The 19,699-nt window shown below is 68.4% G+C and carries 30 protein-coding genes; all 30 read left to right on the top strand.

The window, feature by feature from the left end; all coding sequences use genetic code 11:
- The first annotated feature begins 329 nt into the window (after positions 1 to 329).
- On the top strand, positions 330 to 704 hold the full coding sequence (locus EYA84_RS09590) for a hypothetical protein (RefSeq protein ID WP_131052677.1): 375 nt from the start codon (positions 330 to 332) through the stop codon (positions 702 to 704).
- Positions 705 to 1,213: 509 nt separating this feature from the next.
- Complete coding sequence (gene rpsL / locus EYA84_RS09585; protein ID WP_007465318.1) at positions 1,214 to 1,588, top strand: 30S ribosomal protein S12; 375 nt, start codon at positions 1,214 to 1,216, stop codon at positions 1,586 to 1,588.
- A gap of 1 nt (position 1,589) precedes the next feature.
- A complete protein-coding gene (rpsG, locus tag EYA84_RS09580; RefSeq protein ID WP_091079418.1) occupies positions 1,590 to 2,060 on the top strand; it encodes a 30S ribosomal protein S7 in 471 nt (156 codons plus the stop codon).
- A gap of 75 nt (positions 2,061 to 2,135) precedes the next feature.
- Positions 2,136 to 4,232: an elongation factor G gene (gene fusA, locus EYA84_RS09575; protein ID WP_131052676.1), complete on the top strand. Its 2,097-nt coding sequence runs from the start codon at positions 2,136 to 2,138 to the stop codon at positions 4,230 to 4,232.
- Between the two features lie 212 nt (positions 4,233 to 4,444).
- The gene (gene tuf, locus EYA84_RS09570) at positions 4,445 to 5,638 is read left to right on the top strand and encodes an elongation factor Tu (RefSeq protein ID WP_131052675.1); all 1,194 of its coding nucleotides are present in this window, start codon (positions 4,445 to 4,447) and stop codon (positions 5,636 to 5,638) included.
- A 349-nt stretch (positions 5,639 to 5,987) separates the two neighbouring features.
- Positions 5,988 to 6,296, top strand: a complete 309-nt coding sequence (rpsJ, locus tag EYA84_RS09565; RefSeq protein WP_007073037.1) for a 30S ribosomal protein S10 — start codon at positions 5,988 to 5,990, stop codon at positions 6,294 to 6,296.
- Positions 6,297 to 6,307: 11 nt separating this feature from the next.
- Positions 6,308 to 6,973, top strand: coding sequence for a 50S ribosomal protein L3 (gene rplC, locus EYA84_RS09560; protein WP_131052674.1), 666 nt, complete (start codon positions 6,308 to 6,310; stop codon positions 6,971 to 6,973).
- Positions 6,970 to 7,620, top strand: a complete 651-nt coding sequence (rplD, locus tag EYA84_RS09555) for a 50S ribosomal protein L4 (protein ID WP_131052673.1) — start codon at positions 6,970 to 6,972, stop codon at positions 7,618 to 7,620. Before rplC ends, rplD begins: the two co-directional genes overlap by 4 nt.
- Complete coding sequence (gene rplW, locus EYA84_RS09550; RefSeq protein WP_093403611.1) at positions 7,617 to 7,919, top strand: 50S ribosomal protein L23; 303 nt, start codon at positions 7,617 to 7,619, stop codon at positions 7,917 to 7,919. Before rplD ends, rplW begins: the two co-directional genes overlap by 4 nt.
- Positions 7,920 to 7,931: 12 nt before the next feature.
- Positions 7,932 to 8,771: a 50S ribosomal protein L2 gene (rplB, locus tag EYA84_RS09545; RefSeq protein ID WP_117226254.1), complete on the top strand. Its 840-nt coding sequence runs from the start codon at positions 7,932 to 7,934 to the stop codon at positions 8,769 to 8,771.
- 12 nt (positions 8,772 to 8,783) lie between these two features.
- Positions 8,784 to 9,065, top strand: coding sequence for a 30S ribosomal protein S19 (gene rpsS / locus EYA84_RS09540; RefSeq protein ID WP_067359615.1), 282 nt, complete (start codon positions 8,784 to 8,786; stop codon positions 9,063 to 9,065).
- A 40-nt stretch (positions 9,066 to 9,105) separates the two neighbouring features.
- The gene (gene rplV / locus EYA84_RS09535) at positions 9,106 to 9,561 is read left to right on the top strand and encodes a 50S ribosomal protein L22 (protein WP_131052672.1); all 456 of its coding nucleotides are present in this window, start codon (positions 9,106 to 9,108) and stop codon (positions 9,559 to 9,561) included.
- Positions 9,561 to 10,415 (top strand): 30S ribosomal protein S3, encoded by an 855-nt coding sequence (gene rpsC / locus EYA84_RS09530; protein WP_131052671.1) that lies wholly within the window; start codon positions 9,561 to 9,563, stop codon positions 10,413 to 10,415. Before rplV ends, rpsC begins: the two co-directional genes overlap by 1 nt.
- Before the next feature lie 3 nt (positions 10,416 to 10,418).
- Positions 10,419 to 10,844 carry a 50S ribosomal protein L16 gene (gene rplP / locus EYA84_RS09525; protein ID WP_007465292.1) on the top strand — a complete coding sequence of 142 codons (426 nt, stop codon included), beginning with the start codon at positions 10,419 to 10,421 and terminating at the stop codon, positions 10,842 to 10,844.
- Entirely contained in the window at positions 10,844 to 11,080 is a 237-nt protein-coding gene (gene rpmC, locus EYA84_RS09520) for a 50S ribosomal protein L29 (RefSeq protein ID WP_007073028.1), read from the top strand. Before rplP ends, rpmC begins: the two co-directional genes overlap by 1 nt.
- Positions 11,077 to 11,355: a 30S ribosomal protein S17 gene (rpsQ, locus tag EYA84_RS09515; protein ID WP_111215565.1), complete on the top strand. Its 279-nt coding sequence runs from the start codon at positions 11,077 to 11,079 to the stop codon at positions 11,353 to 11,355. Before rpmC ends, rpsQ begins: the two co-directional genes overlap by 4 nt.
- A gap of 96 nt (positions 11,356 to 11,451) precedes the next feature.
- Positions 11,452 to 11,820 (top strand): 50S ribosomal protein L14, encoded by a 369-nt coding sequence (rplN, locus tag EYA84_RS09510; protein ID WP_007465279.1) that lies wholly within the window; start codon positions 11,452 to 11,454, stop codon positions 11,818 to 11,820.
- Positions 11,817 to 12,137: a 50S ribosomal protein L24 gene (rplX, locus tag EYA84_RS09505; RefSeq protein WP_018217055.1), complete on the top strand. Its 321-nt coding sequence runs from the start codon at positions 11,817 to 11,819 to the stop codon at positions 12,135 to 12,137. The genes rplN and rplX overlap by 4 nt, the downstream gene beginning before the upstream one ends.
- Positions 12,137 to 12,706, top strand: coding sequence for a 50S ribosomal protein L5 (gene rplE / locus EYA84_RS09500; RefSeq protein ID WP_131052670.1), 570 nt, complete (start codon positions 12,137 to 12,139; stop codon positions 12,704 to 12,706). Before rplX ends, rplE begins: the two co-directional genes overlap by 1 nt.
- A 1-nt stretch (position 12,707) precedes the next feature.
- A complete protein-coding gene (locus tag EYA84_RS09495; RefSeq protein WP_007073023.1) occupies positions 12,708 to 12,893 on the top strand; it encodes a type Z 30S ribosomal protein S14 in 186 nt (61 codons plus the stop codon).
- Between the two features lie 95 nt (positions 12,894 to 12,988).
- A complete protein-coding gene (rpsH, locus tag EYA84_RS09490) occupies positions 12,989 to 13,396 on the top strand; it encodes a 30S ribosomal protein S8 (protein ID WP_093403619.1) in 408 nt (135 codons plus the stop codon).
- 16 nt (positions 13,397 to 13,412) lie between these two features.
- Positions 13,413 to 13,955 (top strand): 50S ribosomal protein L6, encoded by a 543-nt coding sequence (gene rplF / locus EYA84_RS09485; protein WP_131052669.1) that lies wholly within the window; start codon positions 13,413 to 13,415, stop codon positions 13,953 to 13,955.
- Between the two features lie 8 nt (positions 13,956 to 13,963).
- A complete protein-coding gene (rplR, locus tag EYA84_RS09480) occupies positions 13,964 to 14,341 on the top strand; it encodes a 50S ribosomal protein L18 (protein ID WP_176096016.1) in 378 nt (125 codons plus the stop codon).
- 34 nt (positions 14,342 to 14,375) lie between these two features.
- On the top strand, positions 14,376 to 14,990 hold the full coding sequence (gene rpsE / locus EYA84_RS09475; protein WP_119575433.1) for a 30S ribosomal protein S5: 615 nt from the start codon (positions 14,376 to 14,378) through the stop codon (positions 14,988 to 14,990).
- Positions 14,990 to 15,172 carry a 50S ribosomal protein L30 gene (gene rpmD, locus EYA84_RS09470; protein WP_117226245.1) on the top strand — a complete coding sequence of 61 codons (183 nt, stop codon included), beginning with the start codon at positions 14,990 to 14,992 and terminating at the stop codon, positions 15,170 to 15,172. The genes rpsE and rpmD overlap by 1 nt, the downstream gene beginning before the upstream one ends.
- Complete coding sequence (gene rplO, locus EYA84_RS09465) at positions 15,172 to 15,615, top strand: 50S ribosomal protein L15 (protein ID WP_131052668.1); 444 nt, start codon at positions 15,172 to 15,174, stop codon at positions 15,613 to 15,615. The genes rpmD and rplO overlap by 1 nt, the downstream gene beginning before the upstream one ends.
- A gap of 232 nt (positions 15,616 to 15,847) precedes the next feature.
- Complete coding sequence (gene secY / locus EYA84_RS09460) at positions 15,848 to 17,173, top strand: preprotein translocase subunit SecY (RefSeq protein WP_131052667.1); 1,326 nt, start codon at positions 15,848 to 15,850, stop codon at positions 17,171 to 17,173.
- Positions 17,174 to 17,827: an adenylate kinase gene (locus EYA84_RS09455; protein WP_117226242.1), complete on the top strand. Its 654-nt coding sequence runs from the start codon at positions 17,174 to 17,176 to the stop codon at positions 17,825 to 17,827.
- A gap of 89 nt (positions 17,828 to 17,916) precedes the next feature.
- Positions 17,917 to 18,768, top strand: a complete 852-nt coding sequence (gene map, locus EYA84_RS09450) for a type I methionyl aminopeptidase (RefSeq protein WP_131052666.1) — start codon at positions 17,917 to 17,919, stop codon at positions 18,766 to 18,768.
- Positions 18,769 to 19,129: 361 nt separating this feature from the next.
- Positions 19,130 to 19,699 (top strand): DUF1707 domain-containing protein (locus EYA84_RS09445; RefSeq protein ID WP_236145682.1); only part of this gene is annotated, 570 nt, incomplete at its 3' end.

Raw genomic sequence — 19,699 nt, 5'->3', positions numbered from 1 at the left:
GCGCCGACCCGGCCGGCTCGCCCGCTGTCGGCGCCGACCCCGGACCGGTTTCGGGCGGTTCCTCGCCCGGGTTCGGACCGCCACCGTTCGGACCGGCCTCGGGTGGTCCCACGCCCGGGTTCGGCCCCGCACCGTTCGGGCCGCCGCCCGGCCCTCCGTACGGGCACTCCGGCTTCGGCCCGCCGCCGGCTCCGCCGCAGTCGAGGCCGCCGGTCGGGGCCCCCGGGTTCGGCCCGCCCCCGTTTCCCGGCCCGCCGCCGGGCTGGGGTGGGCCGGCGGCCGGTCCACCGCCGCAGGAGCGTCCCCGGCCGCCCAAACGGGTGGAGCCGGTGCCCGGTACCCCGTTCGCGACCGTGCACCTGGACGTACCCCCGGTCACGTCCGGGCTGGCGGTCGGCTCGCTGGTGGCCGGCATCACCTCGATCCTGATCTCGTTCCTGACCATCTGCATCGGCGCGGTCGGGGGAGGCACGGGCGGGGGAGCTTGGGCCGCCGGTGCCTTCGCCGTGCTGGGCAGCCTGACCGGTGCCGGCGCCGTGGTGGCCGGCCTGCTCGGCCTCCGGCAGATCCGCCGTCCGGCCGCTCCGCCGGCGGTCCGGTTCACCGGCCGTGGCGTGGCGATCGCCGGGATCAGTTGCGGTGGCGCCGGTCTCCTGCTCTGCCTGTCGGGCCTGGGGCTGGCGCTGCTGCTGACGCTGACCTGAGATCCGGCCCACGTCGGGTCGGGACGAGCGGGCGAGCGCCGGATACCGATCGGTCCCGCCCAGGGGCTACCGGTCCGGTTTCCGGCGGAGCCGGTACACTTGTCTCCGTAGGTGCCCATCACAGGCGTGAGGCGTGACGAGCCCGGCCGGCGAGCAGTGAGAAGTCCGGCGGGTCATCCGTTTTGACCTGCACGGCTGTGGTAGGTACTCTTTCCCCTTGCGCCCGGGCTTGCCCGGGCAACTCGTGCGTGCGCGGGATCCGGTGATACCGGCATCCGAACAGCGACACGACTGAGCCAGAAGACCCGGCGGCGGAGATCCGCGCGCCGGTGACACAACCCGGAACCTCCGCGTGAGCGTCGGAACCGGGACCGTGCTCGGGCGACACGCCCGACCGCGGGTGCCGGGACCACCGCGAGGTGGACCTGGTCGGAATGTAGGAGGGTCGGTCATCAGGCCGACCGAGCGAGCGCGGCCGCGTGAGCGGCCGAAGGGAGCGGAGAAACCCGGTGCCCACGATCCAGCAGCTGGTCCGCAAGGGCCGACAGGCCAAGACGACCAAGACCAAGACCCCGGCGCTGAAGGGTTCCCCTCAGCGGCGCGGCGTGTGCACCCGTGTGTACACCACCACTCCCAAGAAGCCGAACTCCGCGCTGCGCAAGGTCGCTCGTGTGAAGCTCAGCAGCCAGATCGAGGTGACCGCCTACATCCCGGGCGTGGGTCACAACCTGCAGGAGCACTCGATCGTGCTCGTCCGTGGCGGCCGGGTGAAGGACCTCCCCGGTGTGCGTTACAAGATCGTCCGCGGTTCGCTGGACACCCAGGGTGTCCGTAACCGCAAGCAGGCGCGCAGCCGCTACGGCGCCAAGAAGGAGAAGAGCTGACATGCCGCGTAAGGGACCCGCTCCGCGGAAGCCGCTGGTCGCTGACCCGGTGTACAACTCGCCGTTGGTCACCCAGCTGGTGAACAAGATCCTCCTGCGCGGCAAGCGCCAGCTCGCCGAGCGCATCGTGTACGCAGCCCTGGAGGGCTGCCGGGAGAAGTCCGGCACCGACCCGGTCGTCACGCTCAAGCGCGCGATGGACAACGTCAAGCCGACTCTCGAGGTCCGCAGCCGCCGTGTCGGTGGCGCGACCTACCAGGTGCCGGTCGAGGTCCGTCCGGCCCGGGCGACCACCCTCGGCCTGCGCTGGCTGGTGACCTACTCCAAGGCCCGCCGGGAGAAGACCATGGTCGAGCGGCTGATGAACGAGCTGCTGGACGCGAGCAACGGCCTCGGTGCCGCCGTCAAGCGGCGCGAGGACACGCACAAGATGGCGGAGTCCAACAAGGCCTTCGCGCACTACCGCTGGTAACAGCTTGGTCCCGGTGCCCATCCGGCGCCGGGACCGCCACCAGTTGTGTCGAGACGACGATAAGTAGGGATTGAAGTGGCCGCCGCAGACGCGCTCGCCAACGTACGCAATATCGGCATCATGGCGCACATCGATGCCGGTAAGACCACTACCACCGAGCGAATCCTGTTCTACACCGGTATCACGTACAAGATCGGTGAGGTCCACGAGGGCGCTGCCGTCATGGACTGGATGGAGCAGGAGCAGGAGCGCGGTATCACCATCACTTCCGCCGCCACGAAGTGCGAGTGGAAGGGCCACACGATCCAGATCATCGACACGCCCGGCCACGTCGACTTCACGGTCGAGGTGGAGCGGTCGCTGCGTGTCCTGGACGGTGCGGTCGCGGTCTACGACGGCGTGGCCGGCGTGGAGCCGCAGACGGAGAACGTCTGGCGTCAGGCGGACAAGTACAACGTCCCCCGGATGTGTTTCGTCAACAAGCTGGACCGTACCGGCGCGGACTTCTTCCGCTGCGTGCAGATGATGATCGACCGGCTGAACGCCACTCCGCTGGTGCTCCAGATCCCGATCGGCGCCGAGAGCGACTTCATCGGCGTGGTCGACCTGGTCGAGATGCGGGCCCTCACCTGGCGTGGCGAGACCCAGAAGGGTGAGGACTACGCGGTCGAGGAGATCCCGGCCGACCTCGCCGACTCTGCCGCCGAGTGGCGCGAGAAGCTGATGGAGACCCTCGCCGACGTCGACGACTCGGTGATGGAGAAGTACCTGGAGGGCGAGGAGATCTCCGTCGAGGAGATCAAGGCCGCCATCCGTCGGGCCACCATCGGCGGCAAGGCCAACCCGGTCCTCACCGGCACCGCCTTCAAGAACAAGGGCATCCAGCCGATGCTGGACGCGGTCGTCGCGTACCTGCCGTCGCCGCTGGACATCCCGGCGATCGAGGGCACCGCCACCGACGGTGAGACCCCGCTGCTGCGTAAGCCGGCGGTGGCCGAGCCGTTCTCCGGTCTGGCCTTCAAGATCCAGACGGACAAGCACCTCGGCAAGCTCACCTACGTGCGCATCTACTCCGGCACGCTCGAGTCCGGCTCCCAGGTGGTCAACTCCACCAAGGACCGCAAGGAGCGGATCGGCAAGATCTACCAGATGCACGCCAACAAGCGGGAAGAGCGCGGCTCTGCCCAGGCCGGCGACATCATCGCGGTGCAGGGTCTCAAGCAGACCACCACCGGTGACACCCTGTGTGACCCGGCGAACCCGGTCATCCTGGAGTCGATGACCTTCCCGGAGCCGGTCATCGAGGTCGCCATCGAGCCGAAGACCAAGGCCGACCAGGAGAAGCTCAGCACCGCCATCCAGCGGCTGGCCGAGGAGGACCCGACCTTCCGCGTCAAGCTGGACGACCAGACCGGTCAGACGGTCATCTCCGGCATGGGCGAGCTGCACCTGGACATCCTGGTCGACCGGATGCGCCGCGAGTTCAACGTCGAGGCGAACATCGGTAAGCCGCAGGTGGCGTACCGCGAGACCATCCGCCGCAAGGTGGACAAGGTCGAGTACACCCACAAGAAGCAGACCGGTGGCTCCGGCCAGTACGCTCGGGTGATCGTCAGCCTGGAGCCGCTGCCGCTGGGCAACGACGCGCCGACCTACGAGTTCGCCAACGGCGTGACCGGTGGCCGCATCCCCCGGGAGTTCATCCCGTCGGTGGACGCGGGTGCGCAGGACGCCATGCAGTACGGCATCCTCGCCGGCTTCCCGCTGGTGGGCATCAAGCTCACCCTGCTGGACGGCCAGTACCACGAGGTCGACTCGTCGGAAATGGCATTCAAGATCGCCGGCTCGATGGTGATGAAGGACGCGGCCCGCAAGGCCGACCCCGCACTGCTCGAGCCGATGATGGCTGTTGAGGTCACCACTCCCGAGGAGAACATGGGTGACGTCATCGGCGACCTCAACTCCCGCCGCGGCATCATTCAGGCGATGGAGGAGCGCAGTGGCGCCCGCGTCGTCCGTGCTCTGGTGCCGTTGTCGGAGATGTTCGGCTACGTCGGCGACCTGCGGTCGAAGACCCAGGGCCGGGCTAGCTACAGCATGCAGTTCGACTCCTACGCCGAGGTCCCGTCCTCGGTCGCCAAGGAGATCATCGCCAAGGCGACGGGTGAGTGACGCTCACCTGAGCTGATCCGAGGTGGTCGCGGGAGGATTCCCCGACTGCGACCACCTCGGTCGGATTGTGTGAATTCCGGGCCTGTAGGCTTCATCGCCGCAGAACCCACAAAGCTCTCCGGCCGTCAGGTCGGAAAGGCTGTCGACAGAGTCCTAAGCGCCGACCTGGCGCACCGGGGCGAACGAACCAAGAAGTCCACAGGAGGACACCAGTGGCGAAGGCGAAGTTCGAGCGGACTAAGCCGCACGTCAACATCGGCACCATTGGTCACATCGACCACGGTAAGACGACGCTGACGGCGGCCATCACCAAGGTCCTGCACGACCAGTACCCGGACCTGAACCCGTACACGCCGTTCGACGAGATCGACAAGGCGCCTGAGGAGAAGGCCCGCGGCATCACGATCTCGATCGCACACGTCGAGTACCAGACCGAGGCGCGGCACTACGCGCACGTCGACTGCCCCGGTCACGCCGACTACATCAAGAACATGATCACCGGTGCCGCGCAGATGGACGGCGCGATCCTGGTGGTCGCGGCGACCGACGGCCCGATGCCGCAGACCCGCGAGCACGTGCTGCTGGCCCGCCAGGTCGGCGTGCCGTACATCGTCGTGGCGCTGAACAAGAGCGACATGGTCGACGACGAGGAGCTCCTGGAGCTCGTCGAGCTCGAGGTCCGCGAGCTGCTCTCGGCTCAGGAGTACCCGGGTGACGACCTGCCGGTCGTCCAGGTCTCCGCGCTGAAGGCCCTCGAGGGCGACCCGGTCTGGACCGAGAAGCTGCTCGAGCTGATGAGCGCGGTCGACACCGCGATCCCGCAGCCGGAGCGCGAGACCGAGAAGCCGTTCCTCATGCCCGTCGAGGACGTCTTCACCATCACCGGTCGGGGTACCGTGGTCACCGGTCGCGTCGAGCGTGGCGTGCTGCTCCCGAACGAGGACGTCGAGGTCGTCGGCATCCGCGAGAAGGGCTTCAAGACCAAGGTCACCGCGATCGAGATGTTCCGGAAGACCCTGGACGACGCCCGCGCAGGCGAGAACGTCGGTCTGCTGCTCCGGGGCACCAAGCGCGAGGACGTCGAGCGCGGCATGGTGGTCGTCAAGCCGGGCACCACCACCCCGCACACGGAGTTCGAGGCGACCGTCTACATCCTCTCCAAGGAGGAGGGTGGCCGGCACACCCCGTTCTTCCAGAACTACCGTCCGCAGTTCTACTTCCGGACCACGGACGTCACCGGTGTCGTCACCCTCCCCGAGGGCACCGAGATGGTCATGCCTGGTGACAACACCACGATGACCGTGAAGCTGATCCAGCCCATCGCGATGGAGGACAACCTCAAGTTCGCGATCCGGGAGGGTGGCCGCACGGTCGGCGCGGGTCGCGTCACCAAGATCATCAAGTGAGCTGGGTAACCCCGATTAGACCCGCCGCCGGTCGTGCGGCATACTAGTCAGGTTGCGTAACGACAGTTCGCTGCCCGTGTTCGGCTCACGCCGAACCTCCGGGTAGGCAGAACAGTCGGGCGTGGGGTGGTTGGCGGTCCGGCCGCCAACCACCCTCGCGCGGCGTTCAGGTCGCGGTAGCGCGATCGGCGCCTGGACCCACCGCGGTCAGGATCGCTCCGGATTCTCGGGGCGGAGCCTGGCCACAGGGCGCGACACGCCCGACCGCGGGGGTGGGCGAAGAGGGCTCGTACCAGCCGGTATGGGTACCCGCAACACAGCGGCATCGAGAGAAGGAACAGAAGCCACCATGGCGGGACAGAAGATCCGCATCCGGCTCAAGGCCTATGACCACGAGGTCGTCGACTCCTCGGCTCGGAAGATCGTCGAGACGGTGACGCGTACCGGGGCGCAGGTCGCTGGCCCGGTGCCGCTGCCCACGGAGATCAACCGTTTCTGCGTCATCCGCTCGCCGCACAAGTACAAGGACTCGCGCGAGCACTTCGAGATGCGTACGCACAAGCGGCTTATCGACATCATCGACCCGACCCCGAAGACGGTCGACTCGCTCATGCGCCTCGACCTGCCGGCTGGCGTCGACATCGAGATCAAGCTGTAGGGACCGGACACATGGACAGGCAAGTTAAGGGGATCCTGGGCGCGAAGCTCGGCATGACCCAGGTCTGGGACAACAACAAGGTTGTCCCGGTGACCGTGGTTCAGGCCGGCCCCTGCGTCATCACCCAGGTTCGTGACGCCGACAAGGACGGCTACTCCGCGGTCCAGCTGGCGTACGGGACGATCGACCCGCGCAAGGCCAAGCAGCCGCTGCGTGGGCACTACGCCAAGGCCGACGTGGCGCCGCGCCGGCACATCGTCGAGCTGCGCACCGCCGACGCCGGCGACTACTCGCTCGGCCAGGAGGTCACGGTCGAGGAGTTCCCGGTCGGCGTCTCGATCGACGTCACCGGCAAGACCAAGGGCAAGGGCTACGCCGGCCCGATGAAGCGGCACGGCTTCCACGGTCTGCGCGCCAGCCACGGTGTCGAGCGCAAGCACCGCTCCCCGGGCTCCATCGGGGCCTGCGCCACCCCGGGTCGCGTCTTCAAGGGCACCCGGATGGCCGGCCGCATGGGCGGCGTGCGCTACACCGTGCAGAACCTGACCGTCCAGGCGGTCGACACCGAGAACAACCTCCTGCTCGTCCGCGGCGCCATCCCCGGCCCGAAGGGCGCGCTGGTCCTGGTCCGCACCGCGGCCAAGACCAAGGCGAAGAAGGGCGGTGTGGCCAAGTGACCACCGTTGACGTCCTGAACACCGAAGGCGCCAAGAGCGGCTCGGTCGAGCTGCCCGCCGACATCTTCGACGTCCAGGCCAACGTCCCGCTGATGCACCAGGTCGTGGTGGCGCAGCTGGCAGCGGCCCGGCAGGGCACGCACAAGACCAAGACCCGCGGCGAGGTCGCCGGCGGCGGCAAGAAGCCGTACAAGCAGAAGGGCACCGGTCGGGCCCGGCAGGGCTCGATCCGCGCGCCGCAGTTCGCCGGCGGTGGCGTGGTGCACGGCCCGGTGCCGCGTGACTACAGCCAGCGCACCCCCAAGAAGATGAAGGCCGCCGCGCTGCGTGGGGCCCTCTCGGACCGGGCGCGCGCCGGGCAGGTGCACGTCGTCGAGGCGTTCGTCTCGGGTGAGAAGCCGTCGACCAAGGCCGCGCTGGCCACGCTCGCGAAGCTGAGCGAGGCCCGTCGGGTGCTGGTCGTGCTGAGCAGCACCGACGAGCTGAACTGGGTGTCGCTGCGCAACGAGCCGCGGGTGCACCTGATCGAGGCCGGCCAGCTCAACACGTACGACGTGTTGGTGGCCGACGACGTGGTCTTCACCAAGGAGGCCCTGGACGAGTTCCTGGGCGTTCCCGCCGAGACCACCGAGGAGGACGGCAAGTGAGCACGATCGCCGACCCGCGCGACATCATCGTGGCGCCGGTCGTCTCGGAGAAGAGCTACAGCGAGCTGAACCGGAACTGGTACACCTTCCTGGTGCACCCGGACGCGAACAAGACCGCGATCAAGATCGCCATCGAGCAGATCTTCAACGTCCGCGTCCTGACGGTCAACACGCTCAACCGCGAGGGCAAGCGCAAGCGGACCCGTACGGGGTTCGGCAAGCGCAAGGACACCAAGCGGGCGATGGTGAAGCTGGCTGAGGGAGACCGCATCGAGGCCTTCGGCGGCCCGGTCAGCTGAGGGGTGTAGACAATGGCTATCCGTAAGTACAAGCCGACGACGCCGGGCCGGCGTGGCTCCAGCGTCGCCGACTTCGCTGAGATCACCCGGTCGACGCCCGAGAAGTCGCTGCTGGCCCCGCTGCCGAAGAAGGGTGGCCGGAACGCCCACGGGCGGATCACCGCCCGGCACCAGGGTGGCGGCCACAAGCGGCAGTACCGGCTGATCGACTTCAAGCGGGTCGACAAGGACGGCGTGCCGGCCAAGGTCGCGCACATCGAGTACGACCCGAACCGCACCGCGCGGATCGCGCTGCTGCACTACGCCGACGGCGAGAAGCGCTACATCCTCGCGCCGAAGGACCTCAAGCAGGGCGACGCGGTGGAGTCGGGCCCGGGCGCGGACATCAAGCCCGGTAACAACCTGCCGCTGCGCAACATCCCGGTCGGTACCACGATCCACAACGTGGAGCTGCGTCCGGGCGGCGGCGCCAAGCTGGCCCGCTCGGCCGGCGTCGGCATCCAGCTGCTCGGCCGGGAGGGCGCGTACGCGACCCTGCGTATGCCGTCGGGTGAGATCCGCCGCGTCGACGTGCGCTGCCGCGCCAGCGTCGGCGAGATCGGCAACGCCGACCAGTCAAACATCAACTGGGGCAAGGCCGGCCGGATGCGGTGGAAGGGCAAGCGCCCGACCGTCCGTGGTGTGGCCATGAACCCGGTCGACCACCCGCACGGTGGTGGCGAGGGCAAGACCTCCGGTGGTCGCCACCCGGTCAACCCGCAGGGTAAGCCCGAGGGCCGCACCCGTCGTAAGGGCCAGCCGAGTGACCGGCTGATCGTCCGCCGCCGCTACGCCACGCGTAAGCGCGGCTGAGGGAGATAAGACATGCCTCGCAGCCTGAAGAAGGGCCCGTTCATCGACGACCACCTGCTCAAGAAGGTGGAGACGCAGAACGAGAAGGGCTCGAAGAACGTCATCAAGACCTGGTCGCGCCGCTCCACGATCATCCCGGACATGCTCGGGCACACGATCGCGGTGCACGACGGACGTAAGCACGTCCCCGTGTTCGTGACCGAGGCGATGGTCGGGCACAAGCTCGGCGAGTTCGCGTTGACCCGTACGTTCAAGGGTCACGAGAAGGACGACCGGAAGAGCCGCCGGCGCTGACGCCGCGGGCATACGGATAGAGGATCAAGGGGTTACAGCGATGCCAGGAAAGGGCGACGCTCCGGTGCTTCCGGGCGCGCGGGCGATTGCGCGACACGTGCGCATCTCGCCGATGAAGGCGCGCCGGGTGGTCAACCTCGTCCGCGGCCTGCCCGCGAAGGAGGCGCTCACGGTGCTGCAGTTCGCGCCGCAGGCGGCGAGCGAGCAGGTGTACAAGGTGCTCGCGAGCGCGATCGCCAACGCGGAGAACAACGAGCGGCTGGACCCCGACGCGTTGCTCGTCAGCGAGGCGTTCGTGGACGAGGGCCCGACGATGAAGCGGTTCCAGCCTCGGGCTCAGGGCCGGGCGTACCGGATCCGCAAGCGCACCTGCCACATCACCGTGGCGGTCGAGGCGGTCGCGCCGGCCGCGCCGAAGAAGTCGGCGAAGAAGACGGCCCCGGCCAAGCAGACCGAACCGGCCGAGACGCAGAGCAACACGGAGGGCGCCGAGTAATGGGTCAGAAGGTTCACCCGCACGGGTTCCGGCTCGGCATCTCGACCGACTGGAAGTCCCGCTGGTTCGCGGACAAGCTCTACAAGGACTACATCGGCGAGGACGTCAAGATCCGCCGCATGATGTCCAAGGGCCTGGAGCGCGCCGGCATTTCCAAGGTCGACATCGAGCGCACCCGCGACCGGGTCCGCGTCGACATCCACACCGCCCGGCCGGGCATCGTCATCGGCCGTAAGGGTGCGGAGGCCGACCGGATCCGCGGCGAGCTGGAGAAGCTCACCGGCAAGCAGGTGCAGCTCAACATCATCGAGGTGAAGAACCCCGAGTCGGACGCGCAGCTGGTCGCCCAGGGCGTCGCCGAGCAGCTCTCCAGCCGGGTCAGCTTCCGCCGCGCGATGCGCAAGGCGATGCAGTCGGCGATGAAGAACCCGATGTGCAAGGGCATCCGGGTGCAGGTCTCGGGTCGCCTCGGCGGCGCCGAGATGAGCCGCACGGAGTTCTACCGCGAGGGTCGGGTTCCGCTGCACACGCTGCGGGCCAACATCGAGTACGGCTTCTTCGAGGCCCGTACCACCTTCGGCCGCATCGGCGTGAAGGTCTGGATCTACAAGGGCGACGCGGTGCCGGGTCGGGAGACCCCGACCGAGGCTCCGTCGCGCCCGCGCCGGGAGCGCGGTGACCGCCCCGAGCGGCCGCGTCGTGGTCGGTCCGGTTCGTCCGGCACGACCTCCGGTGGCACCGAGGCCGGCCGCGCTGCCGCGACGACCGTCGCGCAGCAGGCCGAGACGCCGAGTGGCGAGCCGGTGGACGCGTCCGCCGTCGCCGCCGCGGCAGAAACGCAGCAGGAGGGCTGACAGATGCTGATGCCGCGCAAGCCCCCGAAGGGCTTCCGCAAGCCGCACCACCCGGACCGCAGCGGCGCGTCCAAGGGCGGCAACCGGGTGGTGTTCGGCGAGTTCGGGATCCAGGCTCTTGAGCCGGCGTACGTGACCAACCGGCAGATCGAGTCGGCGCGTATCGCGATGACCCGCCACATCAAGCGTGGCGGCAAGGTCTGGATCACCATCTTCCCGGACCAGGCCCTCACCAAGAAGCCGGCCGAAACCCGGATGGGTTCCGGTAAGGGCTCGCCGGAGTGGTGGGTCGCCAACGTCAAGCCGGGGCGGGTCCTCTTCGAGATGTCCTTCCCCAACGAGCAGATCGCGCGAGAGGCGATGCGTCGCGCGATCCACAAGCTCCCGATGAAGTGCCGCATTGTTACGCGCGAAGTGGGTGAATCCTGATGGCAGCGGGCGTTAAGGCCTCCGAGCTGCGTGAGCTCTCCGAGGAGGAGCTGGTCACGAAGCTGCGCGAGGCCAAGGCGGAGCTGTTCAACCTCCGCGTGCAGGCCGCAACCGGTCAGCTGGACAACAACCGGCGGCTGCAGGTCATCCGTCGGGAGATCGCCCGGATCTACACGATCATGCGTGAGCGCGAGCTGGGGCTCTCGGCCGCGCCGACTGAGGTGACTGCTTCATGAGCGAGAACACGACCGCCACCCAGCAGCGTGGCCGCCGGAAGGTCCGTGAGGGCCTCGTGGTCAGCGACAAGATGGACAAGACCGTCGTGGTCGAGGTCGAGGACCGGGTCAAGCACGCGCTGTACGGCAAGATCATGCGCCGTACCAGCAAGCTGAAGGTCCACGACGAGCAGAACTCCGCCGGCATCGGCGACCGCGTCCTGATCATGGAGACCCGGCCGCTCTCCGCCACCAAGCGGTGGCGGCTCGTGGAGATCCTCGAGAAGGCCAAGTAGCGAAGGCTCGAGCTCGGCCGAGATCGGTCGGGCGCAGGTTCCGCCAGGCTCCGGCCGCCCCGGCGGCCGGAGAACCGGCAGACATAGGAGATAGACGTGATTCAGCAGGAGTCGCGACTGCGCGTCGCCGACAACACGGGTGCCCGGGAGATCCTGTGCATCCGGGTTCTCGGTGGCTCCGGTCGGCGCTACGCGAGCATCGGCGACGTCATCGTGGCGACCGTCAAGGACGCGATCCCGGGTGCCGGTGTCAAGAAGGGCGACGTGGTCAAGGCTGTCGTCGTCCGTACCGCCAAGGAGCGGCGGCGCCCGGACGGGTCGTACATCCGCTTCGACGAGAACGCCGCCGTCATCATCAAGGACGGTGGGGACCCGCGCGGTACCCGTATCTTCGGCCCGGTCGGTCGTGAGCTGCGGGACAAGCGGTTCATGAAGATCATTTCTCTCGCGCCGGAGGTGTTGTGACCGTGAAGGTCAAGAAGGGCGACACGGTCGTCGTCATCGCCGGCAAGGACAAGGGTGCCAAGGGCAAGGTCATCGCGGCCTACCCGCGGCAGGACAAGGTCCTGGTCGAGGGCGTGAACCGGGTCAAGAAGCACACCCGCATCAGCACCACTCAGCGTGGCGCCAAGACCGGTGGCATCGTCACCCAGGAGGCCCCGATCCACGTCTCGAACGTGATGGTCGTGGACTCCGACGGCAAGCCGACCCGCGTCGGTTACCGGATCGACGACAACGGCCAGAAGGTCCGCATCGCGCGTAGCACCGGTAAGGACCTGTGATGACCACGGCTACCGAAACCAAGACCATGCCGCGCCTCAAGGAGCGGTACCGCAACGAGATCGTGGCCCAGCTGCGCGAGCAGCACGAGTACGGCAACCCGATGCAGGTGCCGCGGCTGGTCAAGATCGTCGTGAACATGGGCGTCGGCGAGGCCGCTCGGGACGCCAAGCTCATCGACGGCGCGGTCCGCGACCTGGCCACCATCACCGGCCAGAAGCCGCAGGTCCGGCGGGCGACGAAGTCCATCGCGCAGTTCAAGCTCCGCGAGGGCATGCCGATCGGCGCGAAGGTGACCCTGCGCGGCGACCGGATGTGGGAGTTCCTGGACCGGCTGCTCTCCATCGCGCTGCCGCGTATCCGTGACTTCCGCGGCCTTGACGGGCGCAAGCTCGACGGGCACGGCAACTACACGTTCGGTCTGACCGAGCAGTCGGTGTTCCACGAGATCGACCAGGACAAGATCGATCGCCAGCGGGGCATGGACATCACGGTGGTGACCACCGCCACGACCGACGACGAGGGCCGGGCGCTGCTGAAGTTCCTGGGCTTCCCGTTCAAGGAGAACTGAGATGGCCAAGAAGGCGCTGATCCTCAAGGCGGCCGCGAAGCCGAAGTTCTCGGTTCGCGCCTACACCCGCTGCCAGCGGTGCGGGCGTCCCAAGGCGGTCTACCGCAAGTTCGGGCTCTGCCGGGTGTGCATCCGGGAGATGGCCCACCGCGGTGAGCTGCCCGGCGTGTCCAAGGCTTCCTGGTAATAGCCCGGCGCGCTTCGGCGCATCAGCTGGACTGTCTCTTCGCCGTAGGCCTGCGCGAGTCGCGGGAACCCCGGCGAGAAAGGTTGACGAGTTTCATGACGATGACCGACCCCATCGCAGACATGCTCACGCGTCTGCGTAACGCCAACCAGGCGTACCACGACCGGGTGACGATGCCCTACTCGAAGATCAAGGCGAACATCGCCGAGGTCCTCAAGTCCGAGGGTTACATCGCCACCTGGGCGGTCGAGGAGCCCGAAGAGGGTGCCGTCGGCAAGCGACTGGTCGTCGAGCTGAAGTACGGCCAGAACCGGGAGCGGAGCCTGGCCGGTATCAAGCGCGTCTCCAAGCCCGGTCTCCGGGTGTACGCCAAGTCGGACGGGCTCCCGCGGGTACTCGGTGGACTGGGCGTGGCGATCATTTCGACGTCCCAGGGGCTGCTCACCGACCGGCAGGCCCGCAAGCGGAGCGTTGGCGGGGAAGTCCTCGCCTTCGTCTGGTAACGGGAGACAGGTAGAAATGTCGCGAATTGGACGTAAGTCGATCCCGGTGCCCTCCGGCGTCGACGTGACGATCGACGGCCAGACCGTCAAGGTCAAGGGCCCCAAGGGCGAGCTGTCGCACACCCTGGCCACGCCGATCACGATCGAGCGGGCCGAGGACGGGCAGTTGAGCGTCAACCGCCCGAACGACGAGCGCAAGGCCAAGGAACTGCACGGCCTGAGCCGTACCCTGGTCGCCAACATGATCGTCGGGGTCACCGAGGGCTACCGCAAGAGCCTGGAGATCGCCGGTACCGGTTACCGGGTCACCGCCAAGGGCAAGGACCTGGAGTTCGCGCTCGGGTTCTCGCACCCGGTGCAGGTGCAGGCGCCCGAGGGCATCACCTTCACGGTGGAGCGGCCGACGCTGTTCCACGTGGCCGGTATCGACAAGCAGCTCGTCGGTGAGGTCGCCGCCAACATCCGGAAGATCCGCCCGCCGGAGCCCTACAAGGGCAAGGGCGTGAAGTACCAGGGCGAGGTCATCCGTCGCAAGGCTGGAAAGGCAGGTAAGAAGTGAGCGCCACGCTGCTCAAGCGCCGCCGCGGCGTCGCCGCCAAGCGTGCCGTCGGGCGTGCGCGTCGGCACTTCCGCGTCCGCAAGAACGTCAGTGGCACCGCCGAGCGTCCGCGCCTGGTGGTCACCCGTTCGCTGCGGCACATCGTGGCCCAGATCGTGGACGACACCAAGGGGCACACCCTGGCGTCGGCCTCGACGCTGGACGCCTCGGTGCGCGGCACCGAGGGCGACAAGAGCGCCCTCGCCGGCAAGGTCGGTGCCCTGCTCGCCGAGCGGGCCAAGGCCGCCGGCGTCTCCAAGGTCGTCTTCGACCGCGGTGGCAACCGGTACGCGGGGCGGGTCGCCGCGCTTGCCGACGCCGCCCGCGAAGCCGGGCTCGAGTTCTGACAATCCCCGTCACGAGAGAGAAGAGAGGCTGCTGATGCCAGGTCAACAGCGCCGTGGCGGCGGGTCCGGTGGCAACGAGGGTGGTCGCCGCGACAACCGCCGTGAGGGCGGCCGCGGAAACGCGCCCGCCGAGAAGACCCCGCACCTCGAGCGGGTCGTCGCGATCAACCGCGTCGCCAAGGTCGTGAAGGGTGGTCGTCGCTTCAGCTTCACCGCCCTCGTGATCGTCGGCGACGGCGACGGCACCGTGGGCGTGGGCTACGGAAAGGCCAAGGAGGTGCCCGCGGCGATCGCCAAGGGTGTCGAGGAGGCCAAGAAGCACTTCTTCAAGGTGCCGCGGATCGGTTCCTCGATCCCGCACCCGATCACGGGCGAGGACGCCGCCGGTGTGGTGCTGCTCAAGCCGGCCTCGGCCGGTACGGGTGTCATCGCCGGTGGTCCGGTCCGTGCCGTGCTGGAGTGCGCGGGCATCCACGACGTGCTCTCCAAGAGCCTCGGATCGTCGAACCCGATCAACATCGTGCACGCCACCGTGGCGGCCCTGAAGGGGCTGGAGTCCCCGGAGGCTGTCGCGGCGCGTCGAGGCCTGCCGGTGGAGGACGTCGCTCCGGCCGCCATGCTGGCCTCGCGGGCGGAGGTGGCTTCCTGATGGCACGTCTCAAGGTCACCCAGCTCCGGTCCGACATCGGGACCAAGCACAACCAGCGTGAGTCGCTGCGGTCGCTCGGTCTCAAGCGGATCAACGACGTGGTGGTCAAGGAGGACCGGCCCGAGATTCGCGGGATGATCTTCAAGGTGAGCCACCTCGTGAAGGTCGAGGAGGTCGAGTAATGACGATCAAGGTCCATCACCTGCGCCCGGCGCCGGGAGCCAAGACCGCCAAGACCCGTGTGGGTCGCGGTGAGGGCTCCAAGGGCAAGACCGCCGGTCGGGGTACCAAGGGTTCGAAGGCCCGGAAGAACATCCCGGCGGCGTTCGAGGGTGGGCAGATGCCCATCCACATGCGCCTGCCGAAGCTGAAGGGCTTCAAGAACAAGTTCAAGGTGGTCTTCCAGGTGGTCAACCTGGACCGCCTGGCCGAACTGTTCCCCAACGGCGGTCAGGTCGGCCCGGCCGAGCTGGTCGAGGCGGGCGCGGTCCGCAAGGGTCACCCGGTCAAGGTTCTCGGCACCGGGGACCTCGGCAACGTGTCGCTCCAGGTCACGGCGCATGCGTTCAGTGCGTCGGCCAAGGAGAAGATCGCTGCCGCCGGTGGTTCGGTCACCGAGCTGTAAGCAGCACGAACGATGGCGCCCGCCAGTTGATCCCAGCTGGCGGGCGCCATGGTCTCCACAAGGCCTGTGCGCCCGGTAATATCGGATTCGGTTTATGTAGCCGGGCACATCTGCCCGGACGGGGATCGGGCTGTTAGAGTCCCTTCCCAGCCATGGATATCGGGCACCTGCCCGGCACCCACCCCAAACCGCCAGGGACGACCGGCGGCCCGCCTCGCGCAGGAGGAAGAAGTTGCTGTCCGCCTTTCTCAGTGCGTTCCGTACGCCTGACCTGCGCAAGAAGCTGCTGTTCACAGTAGGCATCATCGCGATCTACCGGCTCGGCGCGACGCTGCCCAGCCCAGGCGTGTCATACGGCAACGTCCAGCAGTGCCTCGACACCATCGACGGCTCGACCGGGGTTCTGAACCTGCTCGACCTCTTCTCCGGTGGCGCACTGCTCCAGCTCTCGGTCTTCGCGCTGGGCATCATGCCCTACATCACCGCGTCGATCATCCTGCAGCTGCTGACGGTGGTGATCCCGCGGCTCGAGCAGCTCCGTAAGGAGGGCCAGGCCGGTCAGGCGAAGATCACCCAGTACACCCGGTACCTGACACTGGGCCTGGGTGTCCTGCAGGCGTCCGCGTTCGTCGCGCTGGCCCGCTCCGGACAGCTCTTCAACAACCAGTGCGACCAGTTCCCGATCATCCCTGAGGGCACCGGCATCCCGGACTGGCTGACGCTGTCCATGCTGGTGATGACGATGACCGCCGGTACCGGCGTGGTCATGTGGCTGGGCGAGCTGATCACCGACCGCGGCGTCGGCAACGGCATGTCGGTGCTGATCTTCACCTCGATCGCCGCCCGCCTCCCCAGCGAGGGCTGGCGCATCAAGGAGAGCCAGGGCTGGGCCAAGTTCTTCCTCGTCATCGCCCTGGTCCTGGTGGTCATCACCGCGGTCACGTTCATCGAGCAGGCCCAGCGCCGGATCCCGGTGCAGTACGCCAAGCGGATGATCGGCCGGCGGATGTACGGCGGCACGTCGACCTACATCCCGCTGAAGGTCAACCAGGCGGGTGTCATCCCGGTCATCTTCGGTTCGTCGCTGCTCTACCTGCCCCAGTTGGCGCTGCAGTTCTTCGACCAGAACGACCCGGGTCAGACGCAGGCGTGGATCCAGAACAACCTGGTCGACCCGACCAGCCCGATCTACATCGCGGTCTACTTCCTGCTGATCATCTTCTTCACGTACTTCTACGTCTCGATCACGTTCAACCCGACCGAGGTCGCGGACAACATGAAGAAGTACGGCGGCTTCGTGCCGGGCATCCGCCCCGGCAAGCCGACCGCCGACTACCTGGACTTCATCCTCAGCCGGATCACGCTGCCGGGGGCGCTGTACCTCGCGATCATCTCGATCCTGCCGAACTTCTTCTTCATCTGGCTGGACCGGCAGCAGTACCTCAACTTCCCGTTCGGCGGTACCGCTGTGCTGATCATGGTCGGTGTGGCTCTCGAAACCAGCAAGCAGATCGAGAGCCAACTGATGCAGCGGAACTACGAAGGGTTCCTGCGGTAGATGAGACTGGTTCTGGTTGGCCCGCCCGGCGCGGGTAAGGGAACGCAGGCGGAGTTCATCGCTGCGCACGTCTCCGTGCCGAAGATCTCGACCGGTGACATCTTCCGTGCCAACGTGTCGCAGGGCACCCCGCTCGGGGTCGAGGCCAAGCGCTACATGGACGCCGGCAAGTTGGTCCCGGACGAGGTCACCATCAACATGGTGCGGGACCGGCTCGCCGAGCCGGACGCCTCCGAGGGCTTCCTGCTCGACGGGTTCCCGCGGACCACTCCGCAGGCCGCCGCGCTGGACAAGCTCCTCGCCGACCTCGGCACCGCGCTGGACGTCGTACTGGAGCTGGTGGTCGACGACGACGAGGTGATCCGGCGGCTCTCCGGCCGGCGCACCTGCCGGGGCTGCGGCAAGATCTGGCACGTCGAGTTCGACCCGACCAGTCGGGACGGCATCTGCGACCGCTGCGGTGCCGAGCTGTTCCAGCGCGACGACGACAAGCCGGAGACCATCGCCGCCCGCCTGCGCGAGTACGCGGAGAAGACCGCGCCGTTGGTGGACTACTACGGCGCCCAGGGCAAGCTGGTCGGGATCGACGCCACCGGGCCGGTGGAGGACGTCACGGTCCGCGCGATCGACGCCCTGCGGTCCTACGGCGGCTGAGCTCGGCGTCATCGCCGGCCGGATAGAGTGCGAACAGCGGGGTACGCCCGGCGTGCCCCGCTGGTTCGGCAACGAAAGGTAGCGCCCCGATGCGTCGTCCCCAGCTGGACATCCAGCTGAAGACCCCCGAGCAGATCGAGAAGATGCGTGCCGCCGGGCTGGTGGTCGCCGAGGCGTTACGCCGGATGCGCGAGGCGGTGGCCCCCGGGGTCAGCACCGCCGACCTGGACGCGATCGCCGAGTCGACCATCCGCGAGGCTGGCGCGACTCCGTCGTTCAAGGGTTACCACGGCTTCCCGGCGTCGATCTGCTCCTCGGTCAACGAGCAGATCGTGCACGCGATCCCGTCGCCGGACCAGGTCCTCGCCGAGGGCGACCTGATCTCGATCGACTGCGGTGCGGTGCTCGACGGCTGGCACGGCGACGCGGCCATCACCGTCGGGGTGGGCGAGGTCGACCCGGCCCTGCTGCGGATGGCGACGGTGGCCGAGGACGCGATGTGGGCCGGTATCGCCGCCGCCGCCCGGGGTGCGGCCAGCGGCAAGGGCCGGCTGACCGACATCTCCCACGCGGTGGAGAACGCGGTGCGCAAGGGCGGCCGGTACGGCATCGTCGACGGCTACGGCGGCCACGGCATCGGCACCGAGATGCACCAGGACCCGCACGTGCTCAACCACGGGCGGCCGGGCAAGGGGCCGCGGCTGGTGCAGGGCATGGCGCTGGCCATCGAGCCCATGATCACGATGGGGTCGCCGCGTACCGCCGAACTGGCCGACGGCTGGACCGTGGTCACCCGCGACGGGTCGCGTGCGGCACACGTCGAGCACACCATGGCTCTGTTGCCGGACGGGGTCTGGGTGCTGACCGCCCAGGACGGCGGTCGAGCCCGCCTCGGTGAGCTGGTCACCGCCCGCCAGCCCGCCGCCTCGTCGGCCGGCTGAGTCGCCCGAATCCCGGCATCCGGCCGACCGGCCGTTCGCATCCCAGGCGCTCGGCGCGGAGCTGACGAGGCCATCGGTCGATCGATCACGTCCGGGCATTCGGCGTTCGGCCCGGAGCCGACCAGGTCGTGGCCGGCGATCGGACCACGTCCGGTCGTGTGGTGCCGATCGTGCCCCCGCCGTCGTGGCGGCGGCTCGGCCGCATCCCGCCACGAGGCATGTGACGTTCGACACGATCGGCTCGTCGCGCTCACTGTCGGTGGCCAGAACCGGGGCGAGCGGGTCGGTGTCGGCATGACGGTGGGGCAGGCCGCACGGCGTCGGTTAGTCGGGCTGGCGGCACGATGGCATGCTTGCCGACATGGACGGGCAGGACGGGATGCGGGCAGCGAACTCCGACCGGCAGGCCGTCGCCGAACGGCTCCGGGAGGCACTCGACGAGGGCCGGCTCGACCTGCACGAGTACGACGAGCGGCTACAGCGGGCCTATGCGGCCCGGACGTACGCGGAACTCGACGCACTGGTGGGCGACCTGCCCGGGGCGGTGCCGGCCCGGCAGGAGGCCGACGCGCCGGTGTTGCCCGACGGCGGGCGGGGCGTGACCGCCCGTTGGCTCGTCGACGTCTGGGAGCCCTGGCTCAAGGCCGTCGGGATCGTCATCGCGATCTGGGCGGTCACCTCGTTCGCCGCCCGCGACCTGGTGTACTTCTGGCCCATCTGGGTGGCCGGGCCGTGGGGCGCGGTGCAGGTGGTGCGTACCGTCACCGGGCTGAGCACCGGCGAGCCGCAGCGCTGGGCGGCGCAGCAGGAACGCCGTCGGCAGCGGAAGGCGGAGAAGAAGGCCCGCAAGCGGGAGCGTGCCGTGCTCGCCGCCGAGCAGCCCGACGCGATCACCGCCACGGCGGCCGATGCGCCGTCGTCGCCGGGGCGG

This window comes from Verrucosispora sp. SN26_14.1, from assembly GCF_004307965.1.
Taxonomy (GTDB): Bacteria; Actinomycetota; Actinomycetes; order Mycobacteriales; family Micromonosporaceae; genus Micromonospora.
The sequence above is the reverse complement of the archived record's forward strand: the minus strand, read 5'-3'. Positions and strand labels throughout refer to the sequence as shown.